This window comes from Nitrospira sp. Nam80, from assembly GCF_965152575.1.
This window is the reverse complement of the sequence record NZ_OZ224216.1, coordinates 2068148-2084876: the sequence shown is the minus strand read 5'-3', so window position 1 is coordinate 2084876 and position 16729 is coordinate 2068148. Positions and strand designations below refer to the sequence as shown.

15 protein-coding genes are annotated in these 16729 nt (G+C 57.9%); 4 read left to right on the top strand and 11 right to left on the bottom strand.

Annotated elements, in window-relative coordinates; all coding sequences use genetic code 11:
- The 5 genes from ACWGXE_RS09840 to ACWGXE_RS09820 form a co-directional block, all read right to left on the bottom strand.
- Positions 1-840: a YicC/YloC family endoribonuclease gene (locus ACWGXE_RS09840; RefSeq protein WP_447603308.1), complete on the bottom strand. Its 840-nt coding sequence runs from the start codon at positions 838-840 to the stop codon at positions 1-3.
- A 35-nt stretch (positions 841-875) separates the two neighbouring features.
- Positions 876-1532, bottom strand: a complete 657-nt coding sequence (gene nth / locus ACWGXE_RS09835; RefSeq protein ID WP_447603307.1) for an endonuclease III — start codon at positions 1530-1532, stop codon at positions 876-878.
- A 51-nt stretch (positions 1533-1583) separates the two neighbouring features.
- Positions 1584-3335, bottom strand: a complete 1752-nt coding sequence (gene hflX / locus ACWGXE_RS09830; protein WP_447603305.1) for a GTPase HflX — start codon at positions 3333-3335, stop codon at positions 1584-1586.
- 3 nt (positions 3336-3338) lie between these two features.
- A complete protein-coding gene (gene tsaD, locus ACWGXE_RS09825; protein ID WP_447603303.1) occupies positions 3339-4373 on the bottom strand; it encodes a tRNA (adenosine(37)-N6)-threonylcarbamoyltransferase complex transferase subunit TsaD in 1035 nt (344 codons plus the stop codon).
- Between the two features lie 133 nt (positions 4374-4506).
- Complete coding sequence (locus ACWGXE_RS09820; RefSeq protein ID WP_447603301.1) at positions 4507-6936, bottom strand: ATP-dependent Clp protease ATP-binding subunit; 2430 nt, start codon at positions 6934-6936, stop codon at positions 4507-4509.
- 228 nt (positions 6937-7164) lie between these two features.
- On the opposite strand from ACWGXE_RS09820, the gene ACWGXE_RS09815 reads away from it, so the two are divergent.
- The gene (locus ACWGXE_RS09815; protein WP_447603299.1) at positions 7165-8097 is read left to right on the top strand and encodes an NAD(+)/NADH kinase; all 933 of its coding nucleotides are present in this window, start codon (positions 7165-7167) and stop codon (positions 8095-8097) included.
- Positions 8098-8104: 7 nt separating this feature from the next.
- On the opposite strand, the gene ACWGXE_RS09810 is transcribed toward ACWGXE_RS09815, so the two are convergent.
- The 4 genes from ACWGXE_RS09810 to ACWGXE_RS09795 form a co-directional block, all read right to left on the bottom strand.
- Positions 8105-9472, bottom strand: a complete 1368-nt coding sequence (locus ACWGXE_RS09810; protein WP_447603297.1) for an FAD-dependent oxidoreductase — start codon at positions 9470-9472, stop codon at positions 8105-8107.
- 128 nt (positions 9473-9600) lie between these two features.
- Positions 9601-11004 carry a class II fumarate hydratase gene (locus ACWGXE_RS09805; RefSeq protein WP_447603928.1) on the bottom strand — a complete coding sequence of 468 codons (1404 nt, stop codon included), beginning with the start codon at positions 11002-11004 and terminating at the stop codon, positions 9601-9603.
- 486 nt (positions 11005-11490) lie between these two features.
- Entirely contained in the window at positions 11491-11940 is a 450-nt protein-coding gene (locus ACWGXE_RS09800; protein WP_447603295.1) for an Hsp20/alpha crystallin family protein, read from the bottom strand.
- Positions 11941-12256: 316 nt separating this feature from the next.
- Positions 12257-13390 (bottom strand): citrate synthase, encoded by a 1134-nt coding sequence (locus ACWGXE_RS09795; protein WP_447603294.1) that lies wholly within the window; start codon positions 13388-13390, stop codon positions 12257-12259.
- A 504-nt stretch (positions 13391-13894) separates the two neighbouring features.
- Here ACWGXE_RS09795 and ACWGXE_RS09790 point away from each other — a divergent pair.
- Entirely contained in the window at positions 13895-14356 is a 462-nt protein-coding gene (locus ACWGXE_RS09790) for a hypothetical protein (protein WP_447603292.1), read from the top strand.
- A gap of 111 nt (positions 14357-14467) precedes the next feature.
- Here the strand turns inward: ACWGXE_RS09790 and ACWGXE_RS09785 are convergent, their stop codons facing one another.
- Positions 14468-14845, bottom strand: coding sequence for a hypothetical protein (locus tag ACWGXE_RS09785; protein WP_447603290.1), 378 nt, complete (start codon positions 14843-14845; stop codon positions 14468-14470).
- A 79-nt stretch (positions 14846-14924) separates the two neighbouring features.
- Between ACWGXE_RS09785 and arsC the strand changes: the two genes are divergently transcribed.
- Together arsC and ACWGXE_RS09775 are read left to right on the top strand one after the other, a co-directional pair.
- Positions 14925-15290 (top strand): arsenate reductase (glutaredoxin), encoded by a 366-nt coding sequence (arsC, locus tag ACWGXE_RS09780; protein ID WP_447603289.1) that lies wholly within the window; start codon positions 14925-14927, stop codon positions 15288-15290.
- A 23-nt stretch (positions 15291-15313) separates the two neighbouring features.
- Positions 15314-15529 (top strand): DUF6116 family protein, encoded by a 216-nt coding sequence (locus ACWGXE_RS09775; RefSeq protein ID WP_447603287.1) that lies wholly within the window; start codon positions 15314-15316, stop codon positions 15527-15529.
- A gap of 33 nt (positions 15530-15562) precedes the next feature.
- Here the strand turns inward: ACWGXE_RS09775 and rnd are convergent, their stop codons facing one another.
- Entirely contained in the window at positions 15563-16705 is a 1143-nt protein-coding gene (gene rnd / locus ACWGXE_RS09770) for a ribonuclease D (RefSeq protein WP_447603285.1), read from the bottom strand.
- Positions 16706-16729 lie beyond the last annotated feature (24 nt).

Here is a 16729-nt window from a genome sequence, read left to right as displayed (position 1 = left end):
CTACTCGACGTTCTGAACCTGTTCTCGCATTTTCTCGACTTGCGCTTTCATCGCGACTACCGATTGGGCCACCGCCGCGTCATTGGCCTTCGACCCAATCGTATTCACTTCTCGCCCTACCTCTTGAAGCAGGAACTCAAGCGTCTTCCCCACCGCGTCGTCGCTTGTCAGGGTCTGCTCGAACTGTACCATATGCGATTCCAGTCTGACCAACTCTTCCGAAATATCACAGCGGTCCGCAAAGAGAGCCACTTCCTGAAGGAGACGCCCTTCATCGAGTGTATCCGTCGCGGTGAGTTTTTCGATGCGGCTTTGCATACGGGCATAGTGGCCGGCCACCAGGCGAGGCGCCTGTTCGGCAATCTGCTGCGCCTGCTCCCGAATTCGGTGGACATGGCCGGACAAATCTTTCGCCAACGCCTGCCCTTCCTGTCGGCGCATCCGCTCCAAGTCGCTCAGCGCGCCTTCGGCCAACTCAAGAACGAGCCCCTGTAATTCCGCCGGATCGGGCGCCTCCTCCGAGAGCGAGAACAGATCGCGAAATCCGGCCAGCAGTCCCACATCGATTGATCCGGCGAGACGCAACGACTTCTTCAGGTCGCGAAGCGCCTGATGGTACTGTTTAGCCAGGTTGCGGTCAAGTTGCAGGATCTTCCCGCCGCTTCGGCCGCCATGGATCGAGACCGCAACATCGATGCGTCCCCGGCGGCATCGCCGCTGCACCAATTTTTTGATTCCATCTTCCGCTTCGGCCAGCGATCGTGGAATGCGCACGGCGACTTCCAGAAACCGCTGGTTCACCGACCGCATCTCCACCGAGACCGAAGCTTCAAGCCACATGCCCGTCTTCTTTCCAAAACCCGTCATGCTGCGAATCATCGTGCGCGCTTCCCTTCCCACGGACAATCGCGATAGATCGGGCACCGGTCGCACTGCGGCTTCCTCGCCAGACAAATGTAGCGGCCGTGCAAAAGGAGCTGTTGCGAGCCGGACGTCCATTCCTCCGGAGAAAGCAACCGCTGCAAGTCCGTTTCGACTTGATCGGGATCGGTCGCGTTCGTCAGCCCCAGCCGGCCCGATACCCGCTTGACATGCGTATCGACGATCACCGCCGGCTCGCCGAACCAATTCCCCAGCATCACATTGGCGGTTTTGCGGCCAACACCGGGCAGCGCCGTGAGTTCATCCATGGTATTCGGCACATGCTGTTCCGGCCTGGCCGCCACGCTCTTCGCACACGCGATCAGATTCCGTGCCTTGCTTTTATAAAATCCGGTCGGCTTGATCAGCGTTTCAAGCTCCGTTTGATCGGCCGCGGCATAGGACTTCGGCGAGGGATACCGACGAAACAGCGCCGGCGTGACCCGATTGACCCGCTCGTCGGTGCACTGAGCGGAGAGTATGGTCGCGACAAGCAATTCCCAGGCAGTGCGATGGTGCAGTTCGACCCCGGCATCGGGCCTGGAGCTCTTTAACGCCTTGACGATGCGGAGAGCCCTTTGCCGCAGCCGCGTGTGACTCTCACGAGCCATGCGATTTCCCGCATCGGCCGAGCCGATGCTTCCTTTCGTTTCGACACAGATTCATGAACGGGAGACAAGAGCCGGACTCTGCGCGCCGGAAGAAATCCCGTCACACGTTGCGGCAGGAGCGAGAGAGGGCAGCAATGATTCGATTTTGGCGATCAGCGGTCTGACCGTGTCGGGCTGGACGGCGGAGATTCCGATGGCGTTGTACCGCTGGCTCAACACCGACGCTTCATGAGGGGACAAGCGATCGCATTTGTTCAGCACCACGATCCGTGGAATGGATTCAATTTCGAGCGCCTTCACGACTGTTTCGACCGCAGCAATCTGGCTGTCGATATCCTCGGCGCTGGCGTCGACGAGATGGAGCAGGATATCCGCGTCTTTCAGTTCCTCCAAGGTGGTCCGAAAGGCGCCGAGCAGATCTTTGGGAAGGTCTCGAATAAACCCCACCGTATCGGTGACAATGATCTCCCGGTCATGCGGAAACCGAAGCCGCCGACTGGTCGTGTCCAACGTCTCGAACAAACGGTCTTCCGCGGAAACATGGCTTTTGGTCAATGTGTTTAACAAGGTGGATTTTCCTGCGTTGGTGTAGCCGATAATGGAGAGGATGGGCAGCGAATGGCGGAACCGTCTCGCGCGGCGTTGATCCTGATGCCGCGCAAAGTGCAACAGATCGCGTTCCAAGTGCGTAATGCGCTCCCGGATACGCCGCCGGTCCGTCTCCAACTTCGTCTCACCCGGTCCCCTGCTGCCGATGCCGCCGCCCAACCGCGAGAGAGATGCGCCGTGCCCGGACAGACGAGGCAACAAATAGCGGAGCTGAGCCAGCTCCACTTGCACCTTGCCTTCGCGCGTATGGGCGCGGCGGGCGAAGATATCCAAAATCAATTGCGTCCGGTCGATCACTTTCATGTCGGTCACTTCAGAAATCGCCCGGGCCTGCGCCGGCGCAAGATCCTGGTCGAAAATCAACAAATCGGCTCCCCGCTGAAGAGCGCGGATGACCACTTCCTTCAGCTTCCCCTTGCCCAATAAGAACCGGTGATATTCATTTTGCGTTCGCTGCACGATTCTATCGACAATGGTCACGTCGGCCGATTCCGCCAGCTCCGCCAGTTCGTCAAGATGCTCCTCCTGTTCGCCGCGGCTGCGCGGTGAGGCGCTCACCAACAGGGCGGATTCTCGTCCGCTCTGAACCGTGTGTCGGCTATCCGCCCGCTGAAGATCACTCTCCAACTCAGCAACGAACGTGTCGAACTCCAGCTGGAAGTTCTGAAACAGAACCGGCTTCAAGACCGCGCACACCTGTCCCTGCGGATTGGGGGGGACTAGATGCGCCACATAGACATGAGCGGGCTCCGCGTCATCATCCACCCCGATCGCCGCCATCAAATCTAAGCGAAGCAGGGCCAGATTGGTCAAATCTTCCTGGCTCAGCGGCTCATCGTCCGGGTGGGTGCGTACCAGACGAAGACCGCGCAGTGAATGGGCCCCGGCCCTGAATTTCGCCAATGATTGGAATGCCGGCATGGAGCCGGGACCGACGAGGACTTGCTCGATCGCGCCGCGCCGCGTGATTAACAACCCGATCGGACGTTTGATCTCGTTGGTGAGCTGGCATGCGGTGCGGGCCAACTCTGGCGTGATCACGAGACTCGTCGGGACACGACGGCGGTAGAGTCGTTCGAGTGCCGCCAGTTGGCCGGGCTTCAGACCGGAGATGTGACCGTGAATAAGGGGAATTGTGACTCCCTGCCGGGTCAGCCCGGCTGTGTCGTTCGGTATTCTGGCATCATTGTCCACCAGTCATGCCGGCAATTCAAGCTCGCTCAAGGCCTCGCAGTCCAATGCCGTAGCTCGGCCGGCGAGTAGAGCGGTGCGGCCCGCGGCAGCGATCATGGCCGCGTTATCGGTGCAGTAGGCTAGAGCCGGGATACTCAGCCGGTAGCCTTCGGCGGCTGCTCGCTTCGTCAGGCTCGCCCGCAGTCTCGAGTTTGCCGATACTCCCCCGACTACGGCGAGCGCCGTCACGGTGTGACGGCGCATCGCGTCGAATGCACGGGTCACCAACACCTCCACAATGGCCTCCTGATAGGCGGCCGCAATGTCGGCCCGGCGTCGCTCCAGTTCCGAATCATCCCGTTCCTGCACGTAATACAACAACGCGGTCTTGAGCCCGCTGAAACTGAAATCGAGGCCCCCGCGACACACATAGGAACGAGGAAAGCGGACCGAGCCGGGATCACCCGACTTGGCAAGCTTGTCGAGAGCCGGGCCGCCTGGAAACCCAAGGCCGAGAATTTGCGCGCCCTTGTCAAATGCTTCCCCCGCCGCATCATCGACGGTTCTGCCCAACAGGCGATAGGCTTGGCCCGGTTGGGACAGATAGAGATGGGTATGCCCGCCGGAAACGACGAGGATCACGCAGGATGTGGGAAACGAAGGCGCGTCAATCCAGGCCGAAGCCATATGGCCCTCAAGATGGCTCACGCCGATGAGGGGAACCGACAACGCATAGGCGAGGCCTTTCGCATAACTCAGCCCGACCAGGAGCGCTCCGGCGAGACCGGGACCTTGTGTTACGGCAATGGCGCCGATATCACGCCAAGTCAGGGAAGCCTGTTCAAGGGCGGCCTGCGTCACTCCTTCAATGACCTGAATATGGCTGCGCGACGCAAGTTCGGGAACCACTCCACCGAAGCGCCGGTGCACATCATGTTGGGAGGAAATGACATTGGAGAGGACCACCCCTTCGGCATCAAGCACCGCCGCGGCCGTTTCGTCACATGAGGTCTCGATGCCGAGGATAGGATTAGGCTTCCAGGAGTGATGTGTGGACAAGAAAGACTCTATTTTCTTATGAGAGAAGTTACCGTCTTGAGCGACAAAATACGACGACCCCCGGATCGTGGACGATCGCGGGGGCCGTCGTGAACGTTATATCCGACCTGCGGACCCGGTGAACCAGCGAGTCTCACACCTCGGCCATGGCTTCTTGTTCAATGAAGGCCGGCGTTCCGTCACGCAGAACCACCTTGATCTTTCGATTATCCTTGAACCGGCCCTTGATCAGTTCTTCGGACAGCGGGTCGCCGATCGCTCGCTGAATGGTCCGGCGCATCGGCCTCGCGCCGTAGAGCGGCTCGTACCCTTCCTTGATCAACCAGTGCTTCACCTCGTCATCGACTTCGATCGTGACTCCCTTGTCCAGCAACCGCAAGTTCAGCTCCCGCAATAGGATGTCGAGAATGCTGAACAAATGCTCTTTCTCCAACGGGTGGAAGACCACGATCTCATCGATCCGGTTCAGGAACTCGGGGCTGAACGCCCGCTTGAGTTCGCCGAGCACGTCTTCTTTCCGGCGCCGGCTCTGTTCCCCTTGTTCCTCGCTCTGGAACCCGAGGGAGACCCCCTTTTGGATCAATTTGGTGCCGATGTTCGAGGTCATAATCACCACGGTGTTCTTGAAATCGACTTTGCGACCCAGACTGTCGGTCAGCACGCCGTCGTCCAGCACTTGCAAGAGGACATTGAACACGTCGGGGTGAGCTTTTTCGATTTCATCGAACAGCACGACCGAATAGGGACGCCGCCGCACCTTTTCAGTCAACTGTCCCCCCTCTTCATAACCGACATACCCTGGAGGAGCGCCGAACAGACGGGAGCTTGTGAATTTTTCCTGATATTCGGACATGTCGATCCGGATCAACGCATCCTCGCTATTGAAGAGAAACTCAGCCAGCGTCCGAGCCAATTCGGTCTTGCCGACGCCCGTGGGCCCGAGAAAGATAAAGGAGCCGATGGGTTTGCGCGCCTCTTTGAGGCCGGCGCGTGAACGCCGGATCGCGCGGGCCACGGCTGAAATCGCCTCGTTCTGGCCGATGACACGCTTATGAAGGAAGTCTTCCATTCTCAACAGTTTGTTGGACTCTTCTTCCTCCAATTTGAAGAGCGGGATACCGGTCATTTTGGAGACGACATAGGCGACATCTTCCTTCCCGATAGTCGGTTTATGCTTCTCCTGATTCTTTTTCCATTCCCGCTTCGACTCATCCAATAGCTTTCGCAAACGTTCTTCTTCTTCGCGGTGGCGCACGGCCTCCTCGAAGTTTTGCATGGAAATGGCCAGCTCTTTCTCGCGCGAAACCTTTTTCAACTCCTGCTCGAGCGCTTTCAACTCGGTCGGCAACGCGTAGGTCTGCAATTTCGCTCGCGAGCCGGTTTCATCGATCAAATCGATCGCCTTATCCGGCAGAAATCGATCGGTGATGTATCGATCCGAAAGCTTCACCGCTTCGGAGATGGCGTCTTCGGTAATCTCGACGCCGTGGTGTTCTTCGTACCGATCCCGCAGTCCCTGGATGATCCGGACCGTCTCATCCGTGGAAGGAGGCTGGACATGGATCGGCTGGAACCGCCGCTTGAGTGCTCCATCCTTCTCAATATGCTTGCGATACTCGTCCAAGGTCGTGGCGCCGATGCATTGAATTTCTCCGCGTGAGAGGGCGGGTTTCAGCATGTTGGAAGCGTCGATAGACCCTTCGGCCGCTCCAGCACCGACCAGGGTATGCAATTCATCGATGAAAATGATGATGTTCCCAGCCTGGACGATCTCCTTCATGACGACCTTGAGCCGTTCTTCGAACTGGCCGCGATACTTCGTACCGGCCACGAGCGACCCGAGATCCAAGGCGATTACCCGCCGGGAAAGAAGATTGTCCGGCACTTCCGAAGTCACGATCCGCTGGGCCAGCCCTTCGACGATCGCCGTTTTTCCGACGCCCGACTCTCCGATCAGCACAGGATTGTTTTTCGTGCGGCGGCTGAGGATCTGAAGCACGCGTTCGATCTCGTCGGCACGGCCGATCACCGGATCGAGTTGGCCTTCCTGGGCCAGTTGAGTGAGATCGCGTCCGAATTCATCCAGCGCCGGCGTATTGCTCTTGCGGTCCCGTTCACGCGGCGCCGACTTTCGCAGGAACGTCACGGTCAACTGTCGGGCAGTGAGCAAGTTCGCGCCCAGGCTGCGGAGGATCTTGCCGCCAATGCCCTCTTCCTCGCGCAGGAGACCAAGCAGCAAATGCTCGCTTCCGATATGGTTGTGTCCCAGGAGCCGTGCTTCCTCGACCCCGTACTCGATGACTTTCTTCACGCGCGGGCTGAAGGGAATTTCACCGAACGTCATCGTGGTCCCGCCGCCCGGGAGATTGCGCTCGATCTCCAACCGAATCTGCTCGGTGGAGAGGCCCATCTTCTTGAGAATCATCAGGGCGATACCGTCTGTTTCCCGCAGGATGGCAAGGACAAGATGTTCCGTGCCCAGATAGTCGTTCTGATGCCGCTCGGCTTCTTCACGTGCCAAGATAATGATCTTCCGGCCCTTGTCCGTGAACCGTTCGAACATCCCGCCTCCTTATAATAGAGAGTCTGACGAAGACTGTATCGCGATCAATAAGCGAGAGACAAACCGTCGAAAAATCAGATGAACTGATTCTAACGAGAGACCGACGGGGTGTCAAGATATTGGAAACTTGAAATCGCGCGCGAGCCGCCGCCGCGAATTATTCATAATCGTGCACGGCGCTTTGTGATTTCGCACCACAGTCCGCGACCGTTTGACAGGAAAAGAATCATGCCGATAGAATCCCGCACCCTTTCGCCGGGCGCACCAATCGAGACACGACACGCGACGGCACGACTCCAGATGAAAAGCAAAAGCATCGGCATTCTGACGAAACCCAAATTCCCCGAGGTCAAGGCGACGTTGCGTGACGTGGTTGCCTGGCTCAGGGATCGGCGCATCGATGTGATTTTGGACACGACCTCGGCCGGGCTGCTCGGCGAACAAGGCGGCTATCAAAAAACGCATCTTGCCGGGAAGGCCGATGTCCTGCTTATCCTGGGCGGCGACGGCACCATGCTCAATGCCGCCCGCCTGGCCGGCGAACGCGGCATCCCAATCCTCGGCGTGAACATGGGCGGGCTCGGATTTCTGACTGAAGTTCGGCTGGAACATCTGTATCCCTCGCTTGAGCGCGTGTTTGCCAACGATTTCGTCCTTGATGAACGCCTCATGCTGAAAACGCACGTACATCGGCATGGAGAAACGGTGGCCCAAGGCGCGGTGCTCAATGACGTCGTGATCAGCAAGGGCACGCTGGCCCGCATGATTGAACTGCAGATCGCCATTCAAGGGCAGTTCGTCACGAATCTGCGCGGAGACGGCTTGATCATCAGCACACCGACCGGATCGACGGCCTACTCCCTGTCGGCGGGTGGTCCCATCGTCAATCCGGCGGTACAGGGATTGATTCTCACGCCGATTTGCCCGCATACGTTGACACATAGACCGCTGATCGTACCGATCAATGCCGAAATCGATGTGACGCTTACGAGCAAAGACGATGGAGCAATGGCGACGTTGGACGGTCAGGTGGGTGTCGCGATGGCGCAAGGCGACACGGTCGAAGTCACGGCGTCTGAGCACCGGACCAGGCTGATCCGCTTTCCGGAAAGCAGCTACTATGAGGTGTTGCGGGAAAAGCTGAAGTGGGGAGACGGTTGATCCGCCGTCAACTCGGAACGACTTTATCTCGCTCGATATAGCTCAGCATTTCCTGATTCGTCGCGAATTTGAACTCACCGATGCAGTCGCTGTCGCCGTTATAGCCCTTTTCAGCGCATTCCAACGCGCGTAATCCGACCAAGTCCACCGGCGCGCTCCCGCGCTCGCGGAGATATCGATGCAACCGTTCAAAGACGTCTTCAAGTGTCGACACCGTCTTGGGCGCCCGCGTGGCCAGGTACCGCGTGACCACCTCCGCGCACCATTCACCGTCCCGCTTGGCAATCCCGACCAACCCTTCGCTGGCTTTTCTCGCCCATCCGGTCAGGAAGACACCGTCGAGCACGTGACCCGACTTCTCATCGTAGGCCTGAAACAGCGCATCGTCGGGATCATTGCCGGTCTTTACCGGATTGGTCAGGAACACGCCGTTCTTATAAGGTAGCCCCACCGTCTCATCTACCCGATCGCCGACGGCAAAAACGACACTGTCGCAGGGAAATTCATAATATTGTTTCAACCCGACTGCAGCCGTATCGTCGCCCTTGGGCTCCAGCTTGTTTTCTTCGAGTTCAAGCGCGCGCACACGATTATTGGCGTCCACCAATACGCGTTTCGGTGATGCCAAGAATCGGAATCCCATTTTGGCGTCGCTCGCCTTCGGCTCGCACTTGGTGAACTCCTCCGTCATGCCTTTCAATATCTCGTCCGCTTTTTGCCCCACGGCTTCCAACCGGGACGCAATCCGTTGGAACTCCTTGGCGATGCCTTCCTGGTCCATATTTGCGCACACCGCCCGAATTTCCTTGGGGTTGTATTTGCGTTCAGCAGGACCTCGTCTGGCAATGGCGGTAACCCGTTCCACCTTCTTATAACGAATGAGCCAATGCGCAATATCGACCATGACATCGCCGACACCGATGACCGCAACATGTTTCCCCATGTCGAACGGCCGATCACCAAACCCCGGCAACCGGTTAAAATGGTAAACCACATCCTTGGCGTGGAAGACGCCCAAGGCGGAGTCTCCTTCGACGCCGATGGTTTTCGTTCCTTGGGCCCCGGTCGCGAAAATGATGGCACTGGCTCCTAAGCCGCGCAATTCTTCCGTGGTGAGGTCCTTGCCTTCGCCGACGGACACATTGCCGAGATAGCGGACGTTGGGCTGTGACAGCATGTCCCAATATTGCTTCCTCAGGCCGCCGCGCAGCTTCAGTTTGCTCGGGAAGATTCCGTACTCGGCCAATCCGCCGAATTTGATGTCCCGGTTTAAAATAAGGACTTCATGTCCAGCCTTCGCCATCATGTTGGCAACGGACATTCCGGCAGGACCGGCACCGACTACAATGATTACATGCTTTTCGGTATCATTCATCTCGCAACCTATTCATTCAAAGGAGGTGAACACGACAGGTGGAAAGATCTGGAAAGCCAACAGTTCCGCGGACTTTAGCATAGTGAAACTCGAGCTGTCAAAACCATCGACCATCAAAAACCCGGCCGTTACCCGCCCGCGCTTCCGACAGGCCCGCCCGGTTTGGTCATACGCCAAGGATCAAGCAACTGCGTGAGTCGTTTCTCCGGCAAGACCCGCTGCTCCAACGCGATGGCGCGCACGGATTTCCCCGATTTGTATGCATCCTTGGCAATCCCGGCGGCCGCTTCATACCCGATTTCCGGAGCCAGTGCGGTGCACATGGCGAGGCTCTCCTCGATCAGACTCCGGCATCGTTCTTCATTCGCCTCGATCCCTTCAATACATCGAGCGGCGAAATTTGTTGCGACGGAGGCCAGCAATTCGATGGACTGAAGAAGGTTGTAGGCCATGACGGGCAGCATGACGAGCAACTCAAAATTCCCCGCCTGGCCGCCGACCGTCACCGTGACGTCATTTCCGATGACCTGCGCACAGACCATCGTAACCGATTCCGCGATGACGGGATTCACCTTGCCCGGCATGATCGACGAGCCCGGCTGCGTCTCGGGGAGCCGGATTTCCCCCAGCCCGCACCGCGGGCCGGAGCCCAGCCAGCGGACATCGTTGGCGATCTTCATCAGGCTCACCGCCACGGTGCGCAGCGCGCCGCTCGCTTCAACCAGCGAATCCTGAGCGGATTGCGCTTCGAAGTGGTTCACCGCCTCTTTGAACGAACACCCCGTCTCTTTTGAAATCTGCGCCAAGACTTTTTTGGAGAAGGCGGGATGGCAATTGAGTCCGGTGCCGACTGCGGTTCCCCCCAGCGCAACTTCGCTCAACGCCGCTTGAGCGGACTTCACCCGCTGGATGCCGAGCTCGATTTGTCGGGCATAGCCGCCGAATTCCTGCCCCAGCCTCACGGGAGTCGCATCCTGGAGATGGGTCCGGCCGATTTTGACGATCTTGTCGAAGGCGCGGGCTTTGTCCGTGAGCGCGCGATGCAGCCGGGTCAGAGCGGGAATGAGATGCGCTTGAATCGTTTCCGACGCCGCAACATGGATGGCGGTCGGAATGACATCGTTGCTCGATTGACCGAGATTCACGTGATCATTGGGATGCACCAGCTTGCTCCCGCGGCGTCCCCCCAATATTTCCGTGGCGCGGTTCGCAATGACTTCATTGGTGTTCATATTGGTGGAGGTGCCCGAACCGGTCTGAAAAATATCCACCGGAAATTCCGCGTCCAATTTCCCCTCGATTACTTCCCGCGCCGCCTGTTTGATGGCGGCCCCGTGTTTTCGGTTCAACAGACCGAGCGACTCGTTCACGGAGGCGGCCGAATATTTGATCAATCCCATCGCGCGGATGAAGGAGCGCGGGAACTTCAAGGGACTGATGGGGAAGTTCTCAATCGCACGCGCCGTCTGCACACCATAATAGGCATCGGCCGGCACGGCCAGCTCGCCCATCGTATCGCGCTCCATTCTCATTCCGGACGCGGCCGGCTTGGCCGCCGCCGAGCCGTTGCCTCGCTTTGCCTTGGTCTTTCTCATCACCGATCTCTCCCTCGCTGGTCCAAATTTAGGGTCTGCTATAAGGGTCTGCTATACGGGAATGGACCCCTGGGATTCTTCGGATCCGTCGGCGCGACTCCTGTGACCGAAGATTCCCCGAATTCATTCGACGCTGAAAAGACCGCGCATCTTATACGGCTATCCGGTTCAACCTCAAGAGCAGAGTCGCCACATTCATCGACCACAGAGAGCCGCCGCTAGTGCTCGCGCCATGGAGGACGACGCCTCTGACGAACGAGGTGTACGCCGGACACAGAGAAAAACAGGCTCAGGCGACGGACATCGGTGATGTGATCCAGTAGGAATTTGAAGACCAATGTGTGGGAATTCGTGCTGCAGGAGGAAATAGAGAAGAAGCGGCAGGGCCCGCCGACGCGGGCCCCTGCGCGTTCCGCGGACAGCTCAGGCGACCTTGACCTCGATTTGCTTGGGTTTCGCCTTTTCAGACTTCGGGAGATGAAGATTGAGCACACCGTCGGCGTACTCCGCCTTCACGAGAGCTTCGTCTACTGTGTCCGGAAGCGTAAAGCTGCGGACGAACCGGCCGTACGAACGCTCGATGCGGTGAAATTTCTTTCCTTTTTCCTCTTTCTCCTGCTTCCGCTCGCCCAGGATGGTCAACACGCCGTCCTCCACGGTTACCTTGACCTCTTCCTTCTTTACCTCGGGAAGTTCCGCCTTAATCACATACTCCGCCTCGGTCTCGCTGATATCGACCGTCGGGGTCCAATCCGCCACAGTCATGATCTCTTTTCCCTGTCCCTGCCAGGCCGCAGGTCGTGCGAAGATGCGATTCAGACGATCGGACATTTCCTCCAGGTCTCGAAAGGGATCCCACTTTACTAATGCCATACTCTCACCTCCATGTTGGTTTAACGGCTTGGTTTTTACTTATGCCGACATGATATAGGTAAGGTGATTTGGCGCGGAGTCAAGGCCCCGGTCTGCACCCGCTCGCAACTCTGAGGATCTTGACTTCAAACAAAAAGATGTTACGTTTACCGGCCTTCCGAGGTAAGCAGAAAGGAGACTGGGCATGTTGGAGATCATTGCATATGGAGTCCTGGGAGCCATGATCATGGCGGCTTCCCTCATCTTATGGTGGTTCGTACGGCTCGTCGAATAGCCGCGCGGGACCGGCCGTGGTGGCGCTTCCACGAGTACATCATCAACGCCGGTCGATCGGAACATAGGGCCGATTATGCTCACCCGCATAAATTTGGTCCGGCCTGAATAATTTATTTTCCCCAAGCTGCTCGAGCCAATGAGCGAGCCAGCCGCTGACCCGAGCCATCGCGAACAGCGGTGTAAACAGATCGACTCCGATGCCCATCTTGTCATAGATAATGCCCGAATAAAAATCGACATTGGGGTAGATGCCTTTTCCGGCCAGGAGTTCCTCCGCCGCCCGCTCCACTTCCAGGGCGATGTCATACAAGGGAGACGTCCCGCATTCCTTGAAGAGGCGGTCACATAAACTCTGGAGAATCGTCGCCCGCGGGTCTTTTACCTTATAGACGCGATGGCCGAATCCCATGAGTCTGTCTTTTGCCGCGATTCGTTCCTGCACATAGCGCTTCGCCCGCTCGACTGTCCCGATTGCCTTGAGCATCTGCACGACTTCCTCATTCGCCCCGCCATGAAGCGGCCCCTTCAATGCGCCGATCGACGAGGCCACCACGGTATAGGGATCAGCCAGCGTCGAGGCGGTCACCATGCCCGTAAAGGTGGAGGCGTTCATCGTATGCTCGGCGTGCAGAATAAGGCAGTCGTCGAACATCTCGCCCCAGAGAGGATGCGGAACCGATTCCGTCAGCATGTACAGAAAATTTTCCGAGAAGCCCAGGTCGTCTCGAGGAGGAATGTAGTGGTCACCATGCCGCAATCGCGCCCAGGCCGCCACCAGCGTCGGCATCTTCGCGATCAGACGGACCGCCGACCAATAATTATTCTCGAGATCTTTTACATTGCGCCCCGGATAGAACATACCCAAGGCAGCCACGGCGGCTTGGAGGGCATCCATGGGATGGCCGTGGTCCGGCAGACATTTCATGAGATCGACGAGGCGGAATTTGATACGGCGATGCCGTGTAATGTCACTGACCCAGCGATTCCATTCCTGCGTGCTGGGCAACCGGCCGAACAGCAGCAGATAGCTCGTCTCGAGAAACGAGGAATGGGCGCAGAGTTCTTCCACACGGATTCCTCGATATTCCAGGATGCCCTTCCGGCCGTCTACATCACTGATCGATGATTTCGCAGCCGGGACACCGGCCAGCCCGGGCATAAAGTCATGAGCCATTGAAGAGTCCTCCTTGATGAATCGATCGATTGCGGGCAGGCCGCCCATCCATTCTGTACAGCTTATCATTTATCATGCAAGAGCCTGCCGCGCGCATCGCGGCCGATCAAAATTCCCCGACCGAATTATAGCCACAGCGGCGAGACCTGTCCCCTGATGAACAAGGACTCGGAGCCCCGGCAAGCGGCATGCGACATATAAGCGCAAAACCGAGATGATGGAAGCAGGGCTAGGAGTTCTACTCACTCGTCTTGAATTCGGCCCATATCGCAGGCATACTGCAAATGTCTTTTGGAGCTGCCCTTGGGAAGATGCGCGTGACACCGATATTCTTGCGCGGCATGCTGTTGCTCGGATTCCTGGCTTTGATTGCGGCACTCGTCATGGTATGGCGACTAGACCAGCCGATTGACAGGGGTCAGCCCGCGACGTCAATAGGTTCGGGGAAGCCGGTCGGCACCAGTACGCTCAGCCATGGAGGGCCCTCTCCAACTGCGAACCCCAATGGCTCGCGAGATGTTGTATCCCATTGACGGGTCTACCACGACACGATGGAGGACCCGGTCTCTCCCGACGAGCCTCGCGAGTTGGATTGTTTTCTCCTGCCTCTTCTACTCTTCACTGGCTATCGTGCCGTTGCACGGCTATGCGGAGGATGAAGTGGCCGTCTTTGCGGTTGTGAGTGAAGCGCCGAAAGACAAGGCCCGCGTCCCAGCCAAAGCACTGATTGACGGCGCGGTCTCCGACACCAAGCTCTTACCCAGCGAGACGGTGCTCGGCAATCCGATTTGGCGAACATTGGAGATCTGTCATGCGATGAAATTGGAAGGCAGCAAAACCAGCGACGGGTTCAAGGTGAGTTCAGTCCGAATCCTGGATGCCAGTATGCTTCCTATGACACTTCAGGGTTTCGCAGGCGATTGCCTGATCAAAAAGGCGGTCGAGATCGCCCCGCTGGTGGACTGACGTGGAGAAGTTCTTATGAGTTGAGAGTTCTGAGTTGCGAGTTCAAAATGAGGAGTCGGGTGTGTACTTTCTGAATCAGGAACTCAGAATTCTCGACTCAAAACTTTGTAGCTACGCCGCGCAGTCGGGGCACTGGGTCGGTTCCTGATCCGCATCACATTCTTCGCTGGTCAGTGGAAAGAGTTGGCCACAGTCCTCGCAATGGCGGATCTCGAAATAGGGTACTCCCTTGTCGTCAATTTCAGTCGGCAGTAATAATTCGAGCGGATCGTATCCAAAAATCGCACCGTCGGCGAACTTGATGACCGCGAGGCGATCATTGAATACTTCGAACGTCGCTTCTTGGCCCTTGCGCTCCAGGATATGGCCGACCACCAAAACCGGTTGCCCCTTGCGCTTGCTCCGCAAGTCCTTCAAGGTCCGTTGCGCAGATGTGGCACAAGCGAACGGCTTCGTTTGACCGCCTGTATCAGTACCGACAATGGGCATGAGAAGAACGCGTGATGGTTGACGAACCGGCTCAGTGATTTAACACAGGCGAAAAATTAGCGTCAAGGTGTGATACGACATGAAAGGGACATCCATGGGACAGATCATCATTTACCAGAAGCCGACGTGTTCAACTTGCCGCCAAGCCGTCCAACTCTTGAAGGAAAGTGGGAAGCCGTTTACTGCCGTCAATTATTATGAACAGCCCTTCACCAAGGCGCGGCTGAAATCTCTACTGAAAAAAGCCGGACTTGCACCGAAGCAGGTCTTGCGCGCAAAAGAAGATCTCTACAAGGAACTCAAACTGTCCGAACGGGCTCTGTCCGATGACGACTTGATCGATCTGATGGTACAGCATCCGGATCTGCTCCAACGCCCCTTGGTCGAAACCGGCGAGACCGCCATGCTGGCCAGGCCGGCCGAGACGATCAAACAAGTGCTATAGAGCAGAGCCGCGCCGAAATGATCATGGCTGCTATGGACCGCGCCTCGCTGATCGGCCGATTGTTGCAACGGTTGAACTTACGCTTTCCATCGCTCTTCCTGTTGTTTGCCGGACTCACCCTGGCCGATCTGCTGATCCCCGATGTGATTCCGTTTGCCGATGAGATCGGGCTCGCCTTGCTGACGCTCCTGTTTGGACTGTGGAAAGAGCGAAAACGATCGCAACCCCGACCCGGATAGCAAGGGCTGTGTGGCAGGCTTCCGGTCTATGACCTATGAAAGGGGGCGCCCGAATTCGATTTTTCCCGTTTCCGCGCTGATCCACACCTTGATCTTTCCGGCCAGCACCTCGAGCAACAGATCACCGGCCAAGCGGCGGCGCCAGCCACGGAGGATGGGAAGATCGGCTTCGCTCCGATCTGGTTTCAACTCGATCAAGGTCTGAAGATCGCCGGTGGTCGCCAGCAGCGTGGGCGCGATGCTGGCGTCGGCCGCGACGGCTTTCAGCACCGCTTGGAGCAGTTCGACTGTTCCCGTCGATTCCGGATCGGCCTTCTTTTCCCGCGGCACATCGGGCCATTCGGTCGGAGGCAATGTCACCGCCCGGTGAATCATTTCCACAATGACGCCCCCATTCCGCTCGATCTCCCCTCCGTACATGCCGCGCACGCTTCGAAGTTGCTCGACGGTCCGCGGGGCCTGGCGGGCGAGCTGGAGCAGCACCTCGTCACGGGCAACCCGTCCGCGGGGCACGTTCCGCCGGCGCGCTTCTCCTTCCCGCCAGGACGCCAACTCCCGCAGCACTGCGGCCGAGCGAGGTTTGAGGTTGTCCCAACCCCGAATCCGTTGATATCGCTCTAACGGATCACGAGTCTGGGATCCGACTGTTCCTTCGAGCCTGGCGAATTCCTCGTCCACCCAGTCGAGGCGTCCGAGGGCGTGCAAGCGGCCGCGCAGGTGCTCATGGACCGGGATGAGAAACTGAACGTCCGCAAGTGCATAGATCATTTGTTCCTGGGTCAACGGTCGCTGGCTCCAGTTGGTGAACGTTTGGCCCTTATCCAACTTGACGCCTTTGACTCGTTGCACGAGATTGGCATAGGCGGTCTGGGGCCCATATCCGACCATGGCCGCCGCAATCTGCGTATCGAAGAACGGTTTGGGGATCTGGCCCGCATGAGTCAGGAATAACTCCAAGTCTTGCCGGCCCGCGTGCAGCACTTTCTCGACACGCCTATCGCAGATAAGTGACCAGAAGTCGGCCATCGGCTCGCTGGTATCCACCGCTTGAAAATCGATGACGGCCGCCACACCCTCGGCCGCCACCTGGATGAGTTCCAGCCGCGGGACGAAATGGTCTTCGCCGACGAACTCGGTGTCGATCGCGATGCGATCGCACCCCTTCAGTTGTGTCACAAAGTCCGCCAGTTCCGAGGGCGA

Excerpts from the sequence above, each read along its gene's own strand:
- ACWGXE_RS09815 (WP_447603299.1), top strand. The coding sequence starts at position 7,165 with ATGCCGATAGAATCCCGCACCCTTTCGCCGGGCGCACCAATCGAGACA.
- ACWGXE_RS09785 (WP_447603290.1), bottom strand. The coding sequence starts at position 14,845 with ATGCCCATTGTCGGTACTGATACAGGCGGTCAAACGAAGCCGTTCGCT.
- arsC (WP_447603289.1), top strand. The coding sequence starts at position 14,925 with ATGAAAGGGACATCCATGGGACAGATCATCATTTACCAGAAGCCGACG.
- ACWGXE_RS09795 (WP_447603294.1), bottom strand. The coding sequence starts at position 13,390 with ATGGCTCATGACTTTATGCCCGGGCTGGCCGGTGTCCCGGCTGCGAAA.
- ACWGXE_RS09775 (WP_447603287.1), top strand. The coding sequence starts at position 15,314 with ATGGCTGCTATGGACCGCGCCTCGCTGATCGGCCGATTGTTGCAACGG.
- ACWGXE_RS09810 (WP_447603297.1), bottom strand. The coding sequence starts at position 9,472 with ATGAATGATACCGAAAAGCATGTAATCATTGTAGTCGGTGCCGGTCCT.
- ACWGXE_RS09805 (WP_447603928.1), bottom strand. The coding sequence starts at position 11,004 with ATGAGAATGGAGCGCGATACGATGGGCGAGCTGGCCGTGCCGGCCGAT.
- ACWGXE_RS09790 (WP_447603292.1), top strand. The coding sequence starts at position 13,895 with ATGGCTCGCGAGATGTTGTATCCCATTGACGGGTCTACCACGACACGA.
- ACWGXE_RS09800 (WP_447603295.1), bottom strand. The coding sequence starts at position 11,940 with ATGGCATTAGTAAAGTGGGATCCCTTTCGAGACCTGGAGGAAATGTCC.
- nth (WP_447603307.1), bottom strand. The coding sequence starts at position 1,532 with ATGGCTCGTGAGAGTCACACGCGGCTGCGGCAAAGGGCTCTCCGCATC.
- ACWGXE_RS09820 (WP_447603301.1), bottom strand. The coding sequence starts at position 6,936 with ATGTTCGAACGGTTCACGGACAAGGGCCGGAAGATCATTATCTTGGCA.
- ACWGXE_RS09840 (WP_447603308.1), bottom strand. The coding sequence starts at position 840 with ATGTGGCTTGAAGCTTCGGTCTCGGTGGAGATGCGGTCGGTGAACCAG.